The 15,984-nt window shown below is 67.3% G+C and carries 18 protein-coding genes; all 18 read right to left on the reverse strand.

The annotated features are described in order from the left end of the window. Complete coding sequence (locus U5817_RS08255; protein WP_407280365.1) at positions 1 to 375, reverse strand: hypothetical protein; 375 nt, start codon at positions 373 to 375, stop codon at positions 1 to 3. Beyond that, positions 372 to 1,691 carry an integrating conjugative element protein gene (locus U5817_RS08260; protein WP_407280366.1) on the reverse strand — a complete coding sequence of 440 codons (1,320 nt, stop codon included), beginning with the start codon at positions 1,689 to 1,691 and terminating at the stop codon, positions 372 to 374. The genes U5817_RS08255 and U5817_RS08260 overlap by 4 nt, the downstream gene beginning before the upstream one ends. After that, positions 1,688 to 2,224 (reverse strand): hypothetical protein, encoded by a 537-nt coding sequence (locus tag U5817_RS08265; protein WP_407280367.1) that lies wholly within the window; start codon positions 2,222 to 2,224, stop codon positions 1,688 to 1,690. Before U5817_RS08265 ends, U5817_RS08260 begins: the two co-directional genes overlap by 4 nt. Next, positions 2,224 to 5,073, reverse strand: a complete 2,850-nt coding sequence (locus U5817_RS08270) for a conjugative transfer ATPase (protein ID WP_407280368.1) — start codon at positions 5,071 to 5,073, stop codon at positions 2,224 to 2,226. Before U5817_RS08270 ends, U5817_RS08265 begins: the two co-directional genes overlap by 1 nt. Before the next feature lie 13 nt (positions 5,074 to 5,086). Continuing rightward, complete coding sequence (locus U5817_RS08275; RefSeq protein WP_407280369.1) at positions 5,087 to 5,584, reverse strand: TIGR03751 family conjugal transfer lipoprotein; 498 nt, start codon at positions 5,582 to 5,584, stop codon at positions 5,087 to 5,089. Next, positions 5,571 to 7,025 (reverse strand): TIGR03752 family integrating conjugative element protein, encoded by a 1,455-nt coding sequence (locus U5817_RS08280; RefSeq protein WP_407280370.1) that lies wholly within the window; start codon positions 7,023 to 7,025, stop codon positions 5,571 to 5,573. The genes U5817_RS08275 and U5817_RS08280 overlap by 14 nt, the downstream gene beginning before the upstream one ends. Before the next feature lie 9 nt (positions 7,026 to 7,034). Continuing rightward, on the reverse strand, positions 7,035 to 8,090 hold the full coding sequence (locus U5817_RS08285) for a TIGR03749 family integrating conjugative element protein (protein WP_407280371.1): 1,056 nt from the start codon (positions 8,088 to 8,090) through the stop codon (positions 7,035 to 7,037). Continuing rightward, a complete protein-coding gene (locus tag U5817_RS08290; protein WP_407280372.1) occupies positions 8,087 to 8,860 on the reverse strand; it encodes a PFL_4703 family integrating conjugative element protein in 774 nt (257 codons plus the stop codon). The genes U5817_RS08285 and U5817_RS08290 overlap by 4 nt, the downstream gene beginning before the upstream one ends. 15 nt (positions 8,861 to 8,875) lie before the next feature. Further along, positions 8,876 to 9,235 (reverse strand): TIGR03750 family conjugal transfer protein, encoded by a 360-nt coding sequence (locus tag U5817_RS08295; protein WP_407280373.1) that lies wholly within the window; start codon positions 9,233 to 9,235, stop codon positions 8,876 to 8,878. 83 nt (positions 9,236 to 9,318) lie between these two features. After that, positions 9,319 to 9,756 carry a TIGR03745 family integrating conjugative element membrane protein gene (locus tag U5817_RS08300; RefSeq protein ID WP_407280374.1) on the reverse strand — a complete coding sequence of 146 codons (438 nt, stop codon included), beginning with the start codon at positions 9,754 to 9,756 and terminating at the stop codon, positions 9,319 to 9,321. Between the two features lie 81 nt (positions 9,757 to 9,837). Continuing rightward, positions 9,838 to 10,068: a hypothetical protein gene (locus U5817_RS08305; RefSeq protein ID WP_407280375.1), complete on the reverse strand. Its 231-nt coding sequence runs from the start codon at positions 10,066 to 10,068 to the stop codon at positions 9,838 to 9,840. A 16-nt stretch (positions 10,069 to 10,084) separates the two neighbouring features. Further along, a complete protein-coding gene (locus U5817_RS08310; RefSeq protein WP_407280376.1) occupies positions 10,085 to 10,381 on the reverse strand; it encodes an RAQPRD family integrative conjugative element protein in 297 nt (98 codons plus the stop codon). Between the two features lie 17 nt (positions 10,382 to 10,398). After that, positions 10,399 to 11,169 carry a TIGR03747 family integrating conjugative element membrane protein gene (locus tag U5817_RS08315; RefSeq protein ID WP_407280377.1) on the reverse strand — a complete coding sequence of 257 codons (771 nt, stop codon included), beginning with the start codon at positions 11,167 to 11,169 and terminating at the stop codon, positions 10,399 to 10,401. Further along, positions 11,166 to 13,295, reverse strand: a complete 2,130-nt coding sequence (gene traD, locus U5817_RS08320) for a type IV conjugative transfer system coupling protein TraD (protein WP_407280378.1) — start codon at positions 13,293 to 13,295, stop codon at positions 11,166 to 11,168. Before traD ends, U5817_RS08315 begins: the two co-directional genes overlap by 4 nt. Before the next feature lie 270 nt (positions 13,296 to 13,565). After that, entirely contained in the window at positions 13,566 to 14,141 is a 576-nt protein-coding gene (locus tag U5817_RS08325) for a transglycosylase SLT domain-containing protein (protein WP_407280379.1), read from the reverse strand. Further along, on the reverse strand, positions 14,138 to 14,623 hold the full coding sequence (locus U5817_RS08330) for an integrating conjugative element protein (RefSeq protein WP_407280380.1): 486 nt from the start codon (positions 14,621 to 14,623) through the stop codon (positions 14,138 to 14,140). The genes U5817_RS08325 and U5817_RS08330 overlap by 4 nt, the downstream gene beginning before the upstream one ends. Before the next feature lie 10 nt (positions 14,624 to 14,633). Then, a complete protein-coding gene (locus U5817_RS08335; protein WP_407280381.1) occupies positions 14,634 to 15,293 on the reverse strand; it encodes a hypothetical protein in 660 nt (219 codons plus the stop codon). Next, positions 15,290 to 15,775: a hypothetical protein gene (locus tag U5817_RS08340; RefSeq protein WP_407280382.1), complete on the reverse strand. Its 486-nt coding sequence runs from the start codon at positions 15,773 to 15,775 to the stop codon at positions 15,290 to 15,292. The genes U5817_RS08335 and U5817_RS08340 overlap by 4 nt, the downstream gene beginning before the upstream one ends. Positions 15,776 to 15,984 lie beyond the last annotated feature (209 nt).

A 15,984-nucleotide genomic window follows, 5' to 3' on the forward strand; every position in this document is an offset into this window, starting at 1 on the left:
CTACATGCGACCGAACGGAATGCCGAGCACCACGAGGAGCTCGATGAAGAGCAGACCGATGCAGACCCGATGGCGCGCGCCGAGGAACGCCGCGCGAGCCTCGTCGGGCCATCGGGCCGGCAAGTGGTGGCCGAGCCACGGCCAAGCGAGCCACAGGGCGCCGATCGCGAGAAGGTGCACGCCGACCAGATACGGTTTGATCCGGCCCACGACCTGGTGCAGGACGTCCATATCGTCGCGGAATCCAAGTGCGACCATCGCTACCACGACGGAAGCGGCGATCCCGACGATCGCAAGGACAGCGGCCAGGGCGGAGCGGGCGAGCGGACGGGTGATGAGGCGCCGGCGTCCTGACGGCAACGGGTGAACGGTCATTTCTTTACCCGCCCGCCGATCATGGGTTGCTGGTCGACCGGCTGCTGCACGGCGTTCGCGGCCGAAGCGGCGCGCGCTGCCTGATAGCTGTCCAACAGGACCGTCGCCGTCTCGGAGATGATGCGTTTGCGAACGTTGGCCTCGTAGAGCACGTCGTCGATGTGGCGGTTCAGCTCCGCGAGCTTGGATTCGATCTGAGTATTCGCCGTCTTGTATACCTCCGGGATCATTCGTCCCGTCAGGAGCAGGTTCCGGATGATCAGTGCCTTGTCGACGGTCCTCGCCAGCGCTAAGTCCTGGACGAGGCGCTGGCGCGCAATGCCTTGCTCGATGGCAGGCAGCTCGCGAATGGCGTCGACGAGCTCGCGGGTCACGACGATACCGGGGGCGGAGGCCGCGGCAAGATCGGTTCCGCGTGGCACGACGTTGGAATATACGGCGTCGATCTGTGCTTCCACGGTCGGGATCTCCCCCTCGAATTGATGGATCAGACCCAGGCCGAGCATGGTCTCTGACTGTGGACAGTCACCCTCTTCACAGGTCGAGCTGCGAAGATCTCCGAGCACGTCCGTTGCATAGGTGGCCGCTTTCTGCGGCGTCGCAAAGGTGCGAGTCAGTTTGACCTCGGGATAGAGAGCAGCGGAGGCCTTGGGCGGCTGTCCCATCGTGACGTTGAAACCACCGAATACGGTGTCCCATACCACCCGAATGGCTTCCTGCTTGGCACCGCCGGCCCTCACGCCCCCAATCCAGGTCACCCCGTCGCGCCCGGCGTTGGCGGCGACATTAGCCTTCGCCGCCACCACATCCCCGGTGACGGTCGCCTGCTGCTTCCAGGCCTCGCCCCGGGCCATGCGAATGAAGTCCTCGTAGGGATCCTCGCCGGCCTTAATCTGGGCCTCCATCTCTTCGCAGCTCTTGGTGGCGATCTGGATCGCCACCTCGGCCTTCTTGGCGTAGGTCTGAAACAGCTCATACAGCCCCGGCGATGCGCGCTGAAACAGGTACAAAGGAAGCGCCGTGATGCCTGCCTTGACGCCATTGGTGACCTGGGTCCCAAGCGCTGCGAACTGGTTCATCAAGGTCTGAAAGGACAACCCGAAGTCGTAGGCTCCGCACGAGTAGTGAAGGCGTGCCACCCCCGACAGGGCGAGCTTGTAGGGCACGCCGCGGGGGTTCGCTGCACGCGAGGCGGGATCGCCGCCTCCCAGCCGGTAATAGAGGCTGGAGCGGGTGCTTGGGATGTCGGCGGCCGGGAGGGCCGTGGCGGTGAGGCCAAGGAGGACGGCGGCGGCAACGCTTCGCATCGTCTTCATGGGTTCTCTCGCAGGGATTTGATGGCGCGGCCCGCAAGCTCGGCGGCCGTGCCCGAGAATTGGCCGTTGAGGATCTGGTCGACGGCGACGGGGTGGTGCCCCAGATGACGCACGAACGGCGTCGCGTCCGCGGTGCTGGCGACCATGAGCGGTAGCGTGGTGGCGGCCCAGTCCAGCCACTGGAGCAGGCGCTTGCCCAGATGCTGGCGGGCCTTGTCGAGGCTGGCCACGAGGACCAGAGGCCGCCCGAAGAGCACGGTGCTGAGGTCGTCGTCCAGGTCGTCGCCGTCCACCTCGAGGCCGACGATGACGCCGGAAACGACCCCTCGGCCGCTCGCAAGGAGGCGGATGTAGGCCACGTTGTCCGGCTCCATGATCGCCTTGGCGCGGGCCCACAGGGCAAACGCGTCGTCGGGCAGGTTCTCCAGGAAGAGCAGCCGGTGATGCCCGCGGGCTTCGGCTGCGACGCGGTCGAGCTGTACGCTCAGGGCGAGGTCGCTGGCAAGGGGTACGCGAGGATCCGGGGCGTCCATCACGCGGCCCTCTTCGCCGCGATCTCGCGGGAAATCGCATAGGCCGCCTCGAGCTCCGTGCAGCCGGTGGCCTTCATGATGTCCAGGCGCCAGGCCTTCTCGTGCTTCTCCGTCATTGCGAGCGCGATGGCGAGCGGCGGGGGCACGTTCCTGAAGAGGGCTTGCATCTGCGGATTGAGGATCACGCCCTCGGTGTACTTTGGCGGCTCCTTTCGGGCGGACTCCATCAGTGCGCGTTGCTCGGGAGTCAAGGTGCGGAAACGGGCGACCTGTTCGATCTCGTCGCGATCCATGGTGAGCAGCACCCAGTGCTCGCACATGTTCAGGATGCGGGAGGCCGAGGCCGGGAAGTCCTGCATGTTCTGGGTGCCGAGCCAGTACCACGCCCCGAGCTTCCGCCACATCTTGGTGATCTTGACCGAGTAGACGTTCAGCAGATCGTTGGCGGTGATGATGTGCCCTTCATCGGTGAGATTGATGATGGGGCGGTGGTCATACTGGGTCGCCTCGGCCAGCGCTTGGACGTGGGTGATCAGCGACGTATAGGCGACTGCGAGGGCATCCTCGTAGCCTTCCTGTGCCAGCGTGCCCATCTCCACGATCGTGACGTCCGCATCCGGCCAGGTGGCGCCATACCGGTTGAAGAGCCGTCCGCGCAGGCCTTCGCAGAAGACCATCATGGCCTGGCCCATCTCCTCCGCCCGGTCGCGCCGCGAGGGGCCCAGCTCCTCGTCGCTACGCATGGCCATCAGCGCGTGGGCGACGTCCTGTACGCGCGGATGCGGCTGGCCGCGGTCGCGGCCCTGGCGCGCGGCGGCCAGGATTCCGCGAGCGATCAGGTAGCGGTCCGCGCGGCTCATCTTGCGCATTTCGCGTTCCTCTCCGCCGGTAATCATCAGCGTGGCCGCGATTACCATCTCGCCCAGGATGTCGCGCTTGCCGGGGTCCGCAGCTTCGTCATCGTCCTCGAGTGCCGCGGGGACTTCGGCTGCGTCGGAATCCGGGAGCTCGTCTTCATCCGGCGTCCCGAACGTCTCGTCGAAGGCCTTGATGCCGTCCTGATCGAAGAGACGCGGGGCCATGGCGAAGGGCGGAAGGCTGACCTCCGTGTCGGGGGTGAGCTCGACCTGGTTGACGGTGAGTCCATGGCGACGCATGTGCTCGCCCAGGAGGCCGAAGGATTTTCCGGCGTCGATGATGAAAAAGCGTGGCCGGTAGATCGCCATCATCTGCATCGCGAAATAGCACAGCGTCGCGGACTTCCCGGCGCCGGTCGGGCCCAAGGTCAGAAGGTGAGCATTTTTGTTGCGATCGCGGGGATTCAAGGGGTCGAACAGGAGGGGCTCGCCGCCGCGGTTCCACAGCCAGAAGCCGGGGTTGCCGGTGCCGCGGGCGCGTCCATAGAGGGGAAGCAGGGTGGCGATCTGGGAGGCGAAAGCGAGGCGCGAGCGGCGCAGGTGGCGGGCGTCGAACCGGGGATCGAAGCACATCGGCAGTGCGCGCAGGAAGACGTCGCAGCCCTGCAGCTCGTCCACCGGCCGAATGAACCTGAGCCCCGATGCATGGAGGGCGGCGGTGAGGTCCGCCACCGTGCGCCCCAGCTGGGTGGTGTCTTCGCCCCGCACGAAAAGCGTGAGATACATCGGATAGAGCTTGTCGGTGCGCATGTTGTCGAGGACGGCCACTGCCTCGTCATAGGTGTGGGCGGCTTCGAGGGTGTTTGCGCGCGAGGCGCTCTTGATGGCTTCGACGCGACCGGTCATCGTGTCCTGGGGGCAGATCACGATGGTGGCTGACAGCATCGTGCCGTCGGGAAAACGGTCGAAGCGCGCGAAGAGCTTGCCGGCATGATCACGCTCGGCGGTGAAGTGGCCGATCTCGGGGAGCTTGCGCATCGACTGGAGCGCCAGCGCTCGCACGGGACGGCCGTCGAAAAACCACAGGCCCATCTCGGGATCTGACCTCGGTGCAGCGAGGAAGAGCAGTTCGCCGAGATCGAGATCGTCTGGCGCCTCGTCGGGTCGGGGGTACGGACACAGCCGGAGAAGCTGGCCGACGGTTTCGGCGAAGTCGGGCTTCGGGTTGAAGAACGGTAACAGCCATGCGTAGAAGTCCGCGGCGTTCATCGGCCGGGCATGGATGCCGGTCTGCGCCAGGCCGGCGACGAGCCCGCGCGCCGTCTGCTGCAGCGTCTCTGCCGGGTCGAGGAGCTCCCGGGAGAAATCAAAGCCCGGCGGGAAACGACGGTAGATGGCGCAACGCACGCGACGGATCTGGCCGCGCCATCGGTTGCCCGACACCCCCTCATCGAGGAAGAGGCCCTCGGACCGGGCCACGAGGGACAGATGCTCAGCCATCTCGGCGAGAAAGTGGCGCGTGAACTCGCTCGCGAGAATCTCCCGCGCCCGCTCGGGGGCCTTGGCATGCACCGACACAATGTAGTCGCGTATGCGCTCGATCTGCCACGAGAGATCCGTGTCGTCGTTGCAGAAGAACTGGACGACCCACGGCGCCTCGTCATACTCGGGCAGGGCTTGGAGCGCCGACTGAATCTCGGCGCAGCGCGCCTTGAGGTACTGATCGGCGCAGGCCTCGCTCGGCATCGGATCGAGCTCGTAGAGCAGGGCGCGCGAGACGCCGTCCTCGAGGAGGAAGGTCCCGGTCTTCTCGTCGAAGTCCCGCCAGGGCAGCAGGTCGGTGATGCTGGGCGGGCGGGCGGCGAGCCGTCGGCGCTCCCGGACCGGGAGGGGTTTCCTCGGCACGGCCGGCTCGCGGCGCGAGGCCTTGGCGTGATCGAAGGCGGATCCGGCGTTTGGCGCGAGCCCCAGCATGCGAATGAATCCGAGCATGGCAATCGCTCCATCAGGGTTGGGCAGCCCGCCTGACGGCGGAATCGTGCACCGGAGGGACGCTCGGGGCGCGAGTGGTCGTGTGCGTGGGCGCGCGCGCCGGCCGCAGCGTGTCCGCCTCGCCGGGGAGCAAGTACTCGACCCGCTCGTACATCGGGAAGGCCGTCACGTAGCCCGGCGCCGGATACTTCCCGCGGGACAGGTGGGGAAACACGACCATGATGAGATCCGGGTTGGGCAGCCGGGCGAAGCGGCGCTCGAGCTGGAGCATCGCCGGCTCCAGGACCGGGCCGGGCAAGACTTCGGTGGCGGGCCGCATCGGGAGCGCTTCGCGAGCCCGCATGCGCTGGTACTCGGAGGTGCGTTCGCGGTAGATCTCTCCGACGCTGGGCCCGTCGTCCGGCAAGGGCGATTTGCGGGGTCCGGCAACGCTGCAGGCGCCGAGGGCGAGGACTGCCACCGTGGGGGCTGCGAGAAGGCGCGCGAACCGCGGAAAGTCAATCCAGTCCATAGTAGCTACCTCGCAGAGGGGAAGTTCCGGTTGCCGGCGCGTCGAGTCGCCCGTAGTCGATGCGCCGCGCGTCGGGCGCCTTGTCGATCTGGATCTCGGCGTCGATGTGCACGTCCACCTCGCCCCCGGCGCGTACGACGACCGCATCGAAACTGTCGGCGAGCCGGCGCATGAGCCAGTTCGTCACCTCGTCGGTGCCGGCGCTCGCCATCTGCCCGAGGATGTAGGTGCCCTTGCTCCCCGTGACCCGGCTGCTGGTGGTACCAAAGACGTTCTCCGTGGTGGTCGTCTGGGCCGCGGCCGCCGCCTGGCCCGCGATCGACAGGCTCCGCAGGCCGATGGTGTCGGTGAGGACGGCCGGGGCGTTGGTGACGAACTGCCCGGGGATGCAAGGGTTGCCGTGGCGGTCGGAGATCCAGCCGAGCTTCGGCGCCGCGGCGAGCGAAGGCTTGCCGCCGGCTGCAGCACCGGTCGCACCGTACAGCGGGGTCGTCCCGTCGCGGCGGCGGCTGACCGTCTGAATGCTTCCGTCGTTGAAGACGAAGGTCATGGACTGGATGAGCCCCTCGGCGCAGGAGAGCGTCATGTCCCCGATGGCGATTCCCGATACCACGACGCCGGCGAGGTTACGAGGAAGGTAATGACCGTTGGCGGCCAGGTTTTCCGGCCCCAGGAGAAGCTTGAACTGCATCGGATCGGTCACTTTGCCGTCCACTGGTACTCGGCCGACGATCGTGGTCATGTTGGCGACGCCTGTCAGGGTCGCGTTCTCCGGGATCGTGTAGAACGGCGTGGGGGCAGGGGGGGCCGTTCGAGCCTGGGCACCCTTCGTCCGGCTGGCGGGCGGCGCGGCTTCGACGAGGGTGACTTTGCGCACAACACCTTGCCGTCCATCGGCGCCCTTGCCCATCTCGTAGCCCAGCGGCAGGACGCGGGTCGGCGCGCCGGTTCCGGTCAGCGCTGCCGCATCCGGTTTCGCCTTGTCGAACCCGAAGCCCGTAGGGAGGTTCGCCGCGCCGATTGCTGATCCAATCAGACCGCCCGACGACTGCGAGTCGGCCGCGGCGGCCTGCTGGCGCATGAGGGCGTCCATCTCTGCTGCCATCTCGGTGCGCAGCTCGCGGCGAAGCTGCTCGCGGATGCGGTCCTCACTGCGCTGGTGGCGATCGTTCTGCTCCTGCAGGCGGCGGTTCTCGCCGATCAGGGACCGCATCTGGTCGTTCAGCTCGGTGTAGCCCGCGACCACGGTTTTGAGGGTTTCTTGCGGCGTGTCGGCGTCGGCCCCTTTGGCAGTGGGTGGCAAGGGGGCTTCTGGCACCCTGGTCAGCGGCGGCCCCGGCTGGACGCCCGGTGTCTCGCTCTGTTGGTAGAGTATGTAGCCCGTCACGGTGAGGGCAATCACGGCGAGCACGGGGACGAGCCTGTTCTGCGCGATCTGCATGGATGCCTCCTAACGCCACAGCGGCACGGCCGCGAAGGGCCGATCGGAGACGAGGTACACGGCGGTCGTGTCGGCCTCGGACCCGTGGGGCGAGAGACGCCAATGCTGGGGCGTCGCAGCGATCCACTGCCCGCGCAGCCACCGCATGTCCAGCTCCAAGTCGACGGCGCGCGCGGTGCGGTTCGTGAAGCGCACCGCGGTCACATGCAGCGACCCGCTCGACCAGGCCCCCAAGGGCGCAGTCTCCATCTCGCCACCCCGGTAGAGGCCGACCACGGGCGACTGATTGACCGGGTCCTGGCGCACGCCCGGCAGGGTGGGGAGCAGGCGGGTCGGCGCATACAGCATTTGCGCGGCGTAGCGCGTGAGCTGGATCATGTCGACCGCCGGCTCGTCGTTCCGCCGACTTTCGGCGCGCTCGTCGCCCTCCGCGACAGCATCGCCGGGCAGATGGACGCGGAGCACCGGCGGCACCCGGACAGCTTCGTGCGACTCGATATCGAGCGGAACCGTCGTGCTGCCGTCGATCGCTTGGGCGTACAGGCGAGTCCGCGGGAATGGCGCGTTCGCCGTCAGATACGCGGTGTCCTCGATGATCTGGACCTCGAGCACGCCCTGCAGGGCGGCGGGCACATCCATCAAGGCGACGAACGGGAGCTGCACCAAGCGCTCCCGCCCCGGGCTTAGGAGCAACTGGACGGGGAGGCGCTCGAAGAGCACATGTTGCGTACGCCCGCCATCGGCCTGCCGATCGTCGGGGCGAGCGGGTGGGCGGGATGTAGCCTGCGTGTTGGGGGGCGATGGGGGATGTGCGGACTTCCCTGCGGCTGGGCCGTCGGATTTGGGCGCGGGGACTGGAGCAGGCGCGGGGGCCGTTTGCGGGGGTAGAGCGCCGAGATCCATGGTCGTCGTGGCAGCGGGATGCCAGGTTGGTGCCGCCGTCGGTCCAGCAGCATCCGGCGAAAGACTGGCCGGTGTGGGTGCCTTGGCTTCGGGCTGCTGCGCTGAGGCGGAGGCAAGAACGTCGAGGCACATGAGCGCGGCGGCGATGCGAGGGGCGATCATGGCGACTCCTCCTTGTTGTCCGGGACCGGCAGCGGCACGGCTCGCGGTAGGTCCGAACCTGGATCGGCGGCGGACGGCGCGGCGGACGGGGGTAGCGGCGTGGTCGGCGCTGGCTGGGGGGCGATCGGTGCCTCGAGCGCCTGCGGGTCGATCCGCTCGGGATAACGGCCGGCAAAGCAGTTCAGGGCGAGCCCCCATGGGTTGCGCTCACGGTCCACGTCGTAGCGGACGACGTGCAGGGGATAGCGGATGAAGGTGTCCTTCACGGGCATTCCCCTAGAGGTCTCGAGGATCTGGGCATCGAGGAGCACGGTCCATCCACCGTTGCCGTGCGCCGTCACCCGGTTCGCGGTATAGCCATACCCAGGAATCTCCAGAAGGGCACGGGTGCGCTGGATCAGCTCGGCATCGCTGGCCTTGGTGCTGACGTCCTTGAGGAGTTGCTCCCGGCAGGAGGGCGTCAGGTAGTTCTGTAGCGCGTAAATCTGCGCGACGTAGTCCTTGGAGCCATCCTTCGCCCAGCGGTTGACCTGCTGCCAGATGAGATATCCGAAGGCATAGACATTCGGAGGCGGAACCGACGGCGTTCGACCCGTCTGAATGGTGGCCCCGTGCGAGAGGTCCGGCGGAACATGCACGGTGAAGGTCGTCTGCCTCACAAACCGGTCGGCCACGGCGATCAGCACGATGACGAGCGCAACGAGGATGGCCCACGACTGGAGGCGAATCGTTGCGCGGGCGTTTGCAAGGTTGTCGGTGTAGGCGGGCATGGCAATGCTCCGGACTCAGCACAACGGATTCCGGCGTTTCGCCACCCGAGGGCGCTCGAGTGTGCGGCCGAGCTCCCAAGCGCCCTCATGTGTGACGAAATGGGAGCGGATGAGACCGAGGCGTGCCGCGCGACGCATGAACAACTGCACGTAGTAGTGATCGGGGCGATTGCGCTTCATCGTGGCGAGGTACCCGGCCGCGAGCCAGACCGTGGCGATGGGACCGGTGGCGATGATGAGGACAGCCACCGGGAAGTGCTGCAGGGCGAGGCCCACCATGCCGCCCACCGGGAACCACAGCAGGAAGGCCAGTCCGATGGTCCACTTCGACTCGGTGTATGAGAGCCCTTTGATGATCGCGGGCTCCGCGTTCACACGATCCGGAAGCGGCGCTTGGCCTGATCCGACGGAGATCTCCGGCTGCGGCGCCGGGAGGCTGGAGGAGTCCATGACCGTCCCTAGGTGATGATGACGGCGGCCTCGTTGAGGAGGTAGACCATGAGCACCAACACGACGGCACCGACGACGGCCAGCACGCCCAAGTCACCGAGCTCCGCGCGACCGATGCGGTATTCGTTGAACTTCGCGATGCCGCCCGCGGCCACGGCGATGAAGCCCAGCGTGGCGATGATGAGCCCGAGGACGATCAGGCCGTTCTTGAAGTACTCCTTGCCGATCGCGATGTAGTCCCCGGACGCGGCGCCGTCTGCGGCGACGGCCGTCGGCAGCTCGGCCAGGGCAGGTTCGGCGATGAAAGCCGAGGCGAGGACGGCGAAGCCCAGCAACACGGGGCGGGCGGCACGGTTCGCCTGGTGGAGCAGACGAGGCGCCGGCGCTTGTGCCAGGTGACGATCCGTTGCGTTCGCGGTGCCCGAAGGTGGGATGAGGAGCTTCATGGTTTCCTCCGTGTGGTGGTAAGGCGCCGCTTCGTGGAACGCCGGCAGGCTTGCGGCCCGGCCTGCCAGGGTGGTCGTGATCTAGGTGAGCAGATAGATCAGCAGCAGGACGATGATCAGCACGCGCAGCTTGTAGAACAGGAGCATCGGCAGCCGACGCGGGTCGTCGAGGCCTTCGATTCCGAGCCTGCGCACCATGTCCGCGCCCCAGAGAACGACCAGAGCGCCGACGAGCAGGGCGAAAAACAGCGCAATGTAGCTGGGCTGGTAGCCGGCGGCGGCAGCGAAGGCGGCGGACTGTTGGGGCGACATGGCTGTATTTCCGGGCTCAACGCCGGTAATCGCCCTTCAGCGGTTCGATCGGGCGGGGATGACGCGGCGCGTCGAGGTGATCCGCAATACCGGCGCGGATGAGATCGAGGTCGCGGGCGAGGTTGTCGTATTGAAAATGGATGCGGGTGATGGAGGGCGCATCGGCCTTCGCTGCGCGAACCTCGGAGGCGAGCAGCGCGAGCTCGTGCTCGAGGCGCGCGAGGTTTTCGCGCTCGCGGTCGGCGTCGGCCGCCACCGGCAAGGCGGCAGCGGCGACAAGGGCGGCGATGGTGGAGCGGAGCGGCAATGACATGACGGACTCCTCGGTTGCTACAGGTACTTCTTGAACGTGCTGGCGGTGGTCGAGACGGCGGCGGCCACCAGGGTCGCGAAGATCAGGACGAGGTATGCCGGATTGAATCCGTCGAAAGGCCACGCGAGATAGGCGGTGAAGCCGGCAGTGAGGAACCACCAGGCGAAGCGCTTCGAGTGGTGGTAGACGTAGGAGGACTCCCGACCACCGGTCCACTTGCGCAGGTCGCGGCGGACCAGGCCATCGATCAGGCCGATGAGGATGGCCATCGCGAAGGCCGGCAGCGCAAAGAAGGCGATCGCCAGGCGGATGGCGGTGTCCTGGGCGACGTAGATAGCGGTCTCGACGACGCGCCCGGCTTCTTTGACGATGCGGCGAACGGCGCGCGCATGGGGATTCGCCACCACGTCGGGCTCGATGGCAGCCGTACGGGCGATGAAGGCGGGAGCGCCCAGCCAATGGAACGGACGTGCGACGAGTTCGGCGAAGTTGCGCGCAAGGGCAACCGTGTCGTCGACCATCAGCGATCGGGGATAGCCTTGGAGGTAACCGAAGTCCTCCTCCACGGCGGCCATGGCGCGCTCGACGCCGCCGCCCTTCCAGAACGTGTGATCGCCCAGGACGGTGAGCGCCGTGCCGAAGATCCATGAGCTGAGGGTGGAAAAGGCGAGGCCGATTACAACGCTCGCCAGGGCCGCAATCGGGCCGCGGGACCGGCCCGCTGGCGCCGTCGATGCCTGCGATGCCGAGTGGTGGGCGGGGGGCGAGGTCGAAGCGGTCGTACTCATGATGCCTCCCCAGTGTCATCGCCCGACGTATCGAAGCTCAGTGGTGCGACGAGTCCGATCGGCATGTCCTTCAGCCAATCGGTCTGCGCGGCCCAGTCCTCGGCCGTTCGATACTTGGCCCGCATTTGGATCGCCACGTCGCGGAGCGACGCCGGAATGAAGCGATCGTTCGTGGCATCGGGCAGCGGAAAGCGCAGCTTGAAGAGACGGTTGCCCTCCAGTAGCGCGAAGGCCTGGCCTTGGGGCAGGGCCATGATGTCGGCGGGCGAGATCATCGGCATCCGTTGGGTGGTGAGGCGGTCCTCGTTGCGAGAGGTGAAGTCCGTCTCGGTCGACCCGTCCGTGTCGCTCACGCCGGTCACCACCATCAGATGCTGGACGTCGACCTCGGGCAACTGGTTGCAGAAGAACTCCGCGGTGCCCGGATCCTTCACGCGCAGCATGATGAGGTTGTTGAAGTTGCCCAGCACCTGGCGGGCCTTGGCAGCGTCGCCGAGCTTCGCCTCGATGTCCGGAATGGTCTGCGTGTAGGCAGTAATGCTGAAACCCGAGCCACCGAGCTTGTTCACCATCGGCACGAACTCGGGGCCCGCGATCTCGTTGACCTCGTCGAAGTGGCAGGCCACGTCGGGCAGGATGATCTTGCCCTCGGAGTGGTGAGGATCGAGGCCGGTCTTGTAGAGCTTGCCGCCGACGCTCACGAGATCGGCGAGCATCGAGTTCCCGACGGCGGCCGCGACCGTGGCATCGGAGAGCGCGTCGAGGCCGACATAGACGATGCCGTCCTGGCGGATGACCTGCATCCAGTCAAAGATCGGCCGCGTATCGACCGGATCGAAGTAGTCGGGCGAGATGAGTTTGCCGACGGGGCCGGTCGTGAGCTTTTCCAGGAAGGGACCGAGCGAGGCCACGATCTTCTCGAAGAAACTCCGTTCGTAGCGCACTGCGGTGGCGAGGCCCTGGAGGACGGCGTCGGGAAGCTGGAGGTCCTTCAGCACGTGCACGAGGCCGATTAGGCGGTCGCTGCGATCCTGCAGGGCGCGCGGAACGGTGATCTGGCGCTTCTCGATGCGGGTCTGCACTTCCTCGACCAGGGTCTCCCAATTTTCGGGCCCCTCCGTGCGCAACACGTGGGTCGCGTAACGCAGGAAGAGGGGCTCGATGTCGGTGATGTCGCGCAGCAGCAGGCCGTAGGTGGGGACCTGCCCGAGGGCGACCTGGGCCTGGGCGACGAGATTCGTGAAGCGCCACGCGAATTCCTTGAACGCCGCCGAGTTGCCGCTGGAAGGCAGCGGATTCGTCGTGCGGTTCGCGACCTCGGTGATGCGGGCGAAGTTGCCGATGCCGTTGTAGCGGGCGGAGATATCGGGGTAGCCCAGGTGGAAGAGGTAGAGCTGGTCCAGGCGCCCGGCGCGAGCGGCCTCGGCATGGACGCGCAGCATGAGGTCCGCGTCGCCCTTCGGGTCGATGACGATGACGACCTTTCCATCGCGGATGTCCTGAGTCACGAAGAGTTCCATCGCACGGGTCTTGCCGACGCGGGTCGTGCCGAGGATGGCCAGGTGACCGGGACGATGCTTCTGCCCGAGCGCGACGTGGACCTCGCCGGGCTCGACGCCATGCAGTACCGGCGTCCCGCCGAGATCGGGAGGCTCGGAGAGCGGGTTCCACCAACGCGGGAGGAGGAGCGCTGCGGCAAGCGGCTTGAGCGGGGTCGGACCAATCGCGCGGAGTAGCGCGCGCATTGCGCGAAGGCTTGCGCCCTCGACCAGATAGGGTTGGGCCTGCGGCCGCGTGGCGTCGATGCGGCGCTGGGTGTGTTGTTGCCCCCACGCGAAGCCTTCGCCCAGATACAGCTTCCCCGGTACTCGGGGCAGCTTGTGCGGCGCGATGGTCGTCACCTTGTAGCGGGTGAGCCCGTACTGATAACGGCATACCCGCCATGCCTGGCGGGCGCGCAGGCCGGCGAAGCCGAAGGCGAGGCCGGCGGTGCCAAGGCCGAGGTCAGGCGGCATCATCAGCGCCCACGGGGCGACGAGTGTGACGAGCCCGCAACTCGCCGCGGTCAGGGCACTCCAGATCTCGATCGGGGGGCGCAGCCACGCCTCGATGGTGCCCTGGCTCATGTGCGATTCCGCAAGAAGAGCGCACAACCATGATCCATAGCCCGAGAGGAGCCCATCGAAGCGGACCATGGTTGTGCTGAAACCGCCGTTGCAGCGGTGGAGGAGTCGCAAAAACTGCGGCGGGAAGGAGAAAGGTCGAAGCGAATGGGATAGGGCGCCAGAGTCGTTTCGGCGCGATCACCTCCGGCAAGAGCAGTGGAAAACGCAGCGGAGAGCCGCGCGTAATCGGCTGCGATGGGGGAGGCAGCGAGAAGCGTCCGATGCAGCAACTCAGGCATGATCGGGAATCCTCTCCAACCGGGCGAAGACGGAATGCGCGTAACGGTTGGCTCGCGCGAGGTCGGCGGGGTTGTGATAGGCGCCGGTGGCGTCGAACCAATTGGATGCGGAGCGGCGGCGGTTGAGGAGGATCGCGCCGGCCACCCGCAGGTTGTGCCAGGGGTCGAGCGCGAGCTCGGGGGTGCGCAATTTGTCGGCGTGGTAGTGCCAGTTCACCTGCATCGGGCCGCAATCCACATTGCGTACGCCCTGCGCGAGCACGCGCTTGAGCTCGGTGACGGCTTCCGGATAGCGTTGGTAGCGACGGGGGTGACGGCGGACGTTGAGCGTCCATGGCCAGGGAAGCGCCAGCGCGCCCCACTGCATGACGGATTCCTGGATCGCGATCGCAAAAAGGAGCTTGGGCGGAAGTGTGAGCGACCGGGCCACGCTGAGGTAGGCGGGCGGCACTGGCGGATAGACCGTCTGTCGGCGTACGCTGCCGAAGGCGAGCGCCGGCACTGCGGCGAGCAGCCCGCCCTGGCAGAGGCGGGCGAGGAAGGCGCGACGTGCGCCGGACGCGTTCATGGTGCAGCGCCTCCCGGCGCGAAATACCAGTTGGGGAGGGCGGGAGCGTTCGGGGCGCGCCCGAAGTCGATCGCCTTGTCTTGCGGGAAGAGGCGCCGCATCGCGGCATCACCGGCTCGCTGCCAAGCGAGGACACGCTGAGCATCGTCGTGCAACAGCTTGGTGAAGAGCTCCGCGTAGCGGTCCCGCTCCGCGTCGGAGCGGGCGTGGATGCCAAGCACTTCGACCGGGCTGATGTTGGAGACACTGAAGGCGCCGCGTGGGCCGCGCATCAGGTGTCGCGCGCGTTGCAGCTCCTCGACGGTGATGGCCCAGTAGCCAGCTTCGACGCGATCGACGGCGGCAACTTCGGTGGCCTCGGCGGCGGAGGGATTGGTGGCGGTGGTACCGGGTTGGACGCCGCGCAGCCGCGTGTGGCCGGTCTCAACTGCCGCGGCCGGGTGCAGCGCGGCGACGAGGAGGAAGAGGACGGTCTTGCGCATGCGTGGCGCCTCAATGCTGCACGCCGATGGCGGTCAGGGTGCCATCGGGCGACCGCAGGTGGATCCGACGGGCCTGTGGGTCGATGCGCTCGATGCGTGCAACGCCTACGACATCGCCCTCGCGATAGAACGCCATCTCGCCTTGCAGACCGCGAATCGCGACAGAGGGCTCACTGCCCCAGGTGTCGATCGACAGGATCGTGGGCATTCGCGGCTTGGGCGGCTTGCCGGCCACGGGCCGGCGTGCTGGCATCGGCGCCGGCCGGGGCGCATTGGCGAGCGCTTCCAGCTGCGCACGGAGGTCGTCGTTGTGCTCGTCCGACGCGACAAGGCGGGTCTCGATGGCGGAGAACCGGGCCTCGAGAGCGTCGAAGGAGCGGGAGAGTTCGACGATGCGCTCGTCAGGCCGGTCAATACGCGGCGACTCAGGAGGTGCCGGCGGGGGCTCGGGCGCCGCGATCGGCGGGAGCGCCTGCCGCTCCGGCTCGGTACGCTCCGGTTCCGGAACCGGTTCCGACGATCGTGAGCCGAGGAGAAACAAGACCGTGCCAGTGACGAGCAGAGCAGTGATGAGGTACAGCACGAGCGCGCGGTGGCCCGGCGAGCGCAGCGAAAATCGCGGAGCGGGGCGGGAGGAGGCGCCGACGGGCGGGGTTTGCGGCGCGTTCATTGGATCGCCTCCAGCGGCGTGGCGGGGGCGACGGGACGGATGACGACCTCTTCAACCGTGGCCACCGCGCCGGAGGGCGCGGAGCCGGGATCCCGCAAGGCGATCGCCAGAGTGCGATCGACGGGCGACGCTTTCACGTCGTAGGCGTTTCCGAGGAGAACCTGAAGAATGGCGCGGGCCGGGTAGGGCCCCAGGACGCGATGCGATTCGGGCAAGGGCAAGCCTAAGAGGGTTGTCGCAGCGGGGTCGGCGGATGCCACGCGGTAGCCCGTCCGCAGGAGGAGATAGTCGACTGCATCGCCTACGGTTCGCACCTGCTCGCGCGGGAAGTGGACGGTCGCGACGACGGTGAGAGGATCCACGGCGGCTGCAGCCGGGACAGGCTCGGCGTCGGTGTAACGGGCAAGGCGGACGTGGTCGGGCGGGGTCGCCGACGCACCGGTGACAACCAGCAGTAGCGCAAGCGCAAGAAGGCGAGGCATGGCGGTCTGCTCCGTGATGGGAAGGCGTCCCCACCGGGAGGCGGTGAGGACGCCGGGCTGCTGGGGTCAGCGGCCAGTCACGGGGCGCAGTGTGGCGAGCGCGTCGCCGCCTTGCAGCCCGAAATTCGAAAAAGATTTTTTGAGTTTCGCCTTGCATCGAGACGAAGAAAATGGCGGGCGAAAGGATTGAAGGGTGGGCGGCCCGCGGC

The organism is Aromatoleum evansii, from assembly GCF_045689615.1.
GTDB lineage: Bacteria > Pseudomonadota > Gammaproteobacteria > Burkholderiales > Rhodocyclaceae > Aromatoleum > Aromatoleum evansii.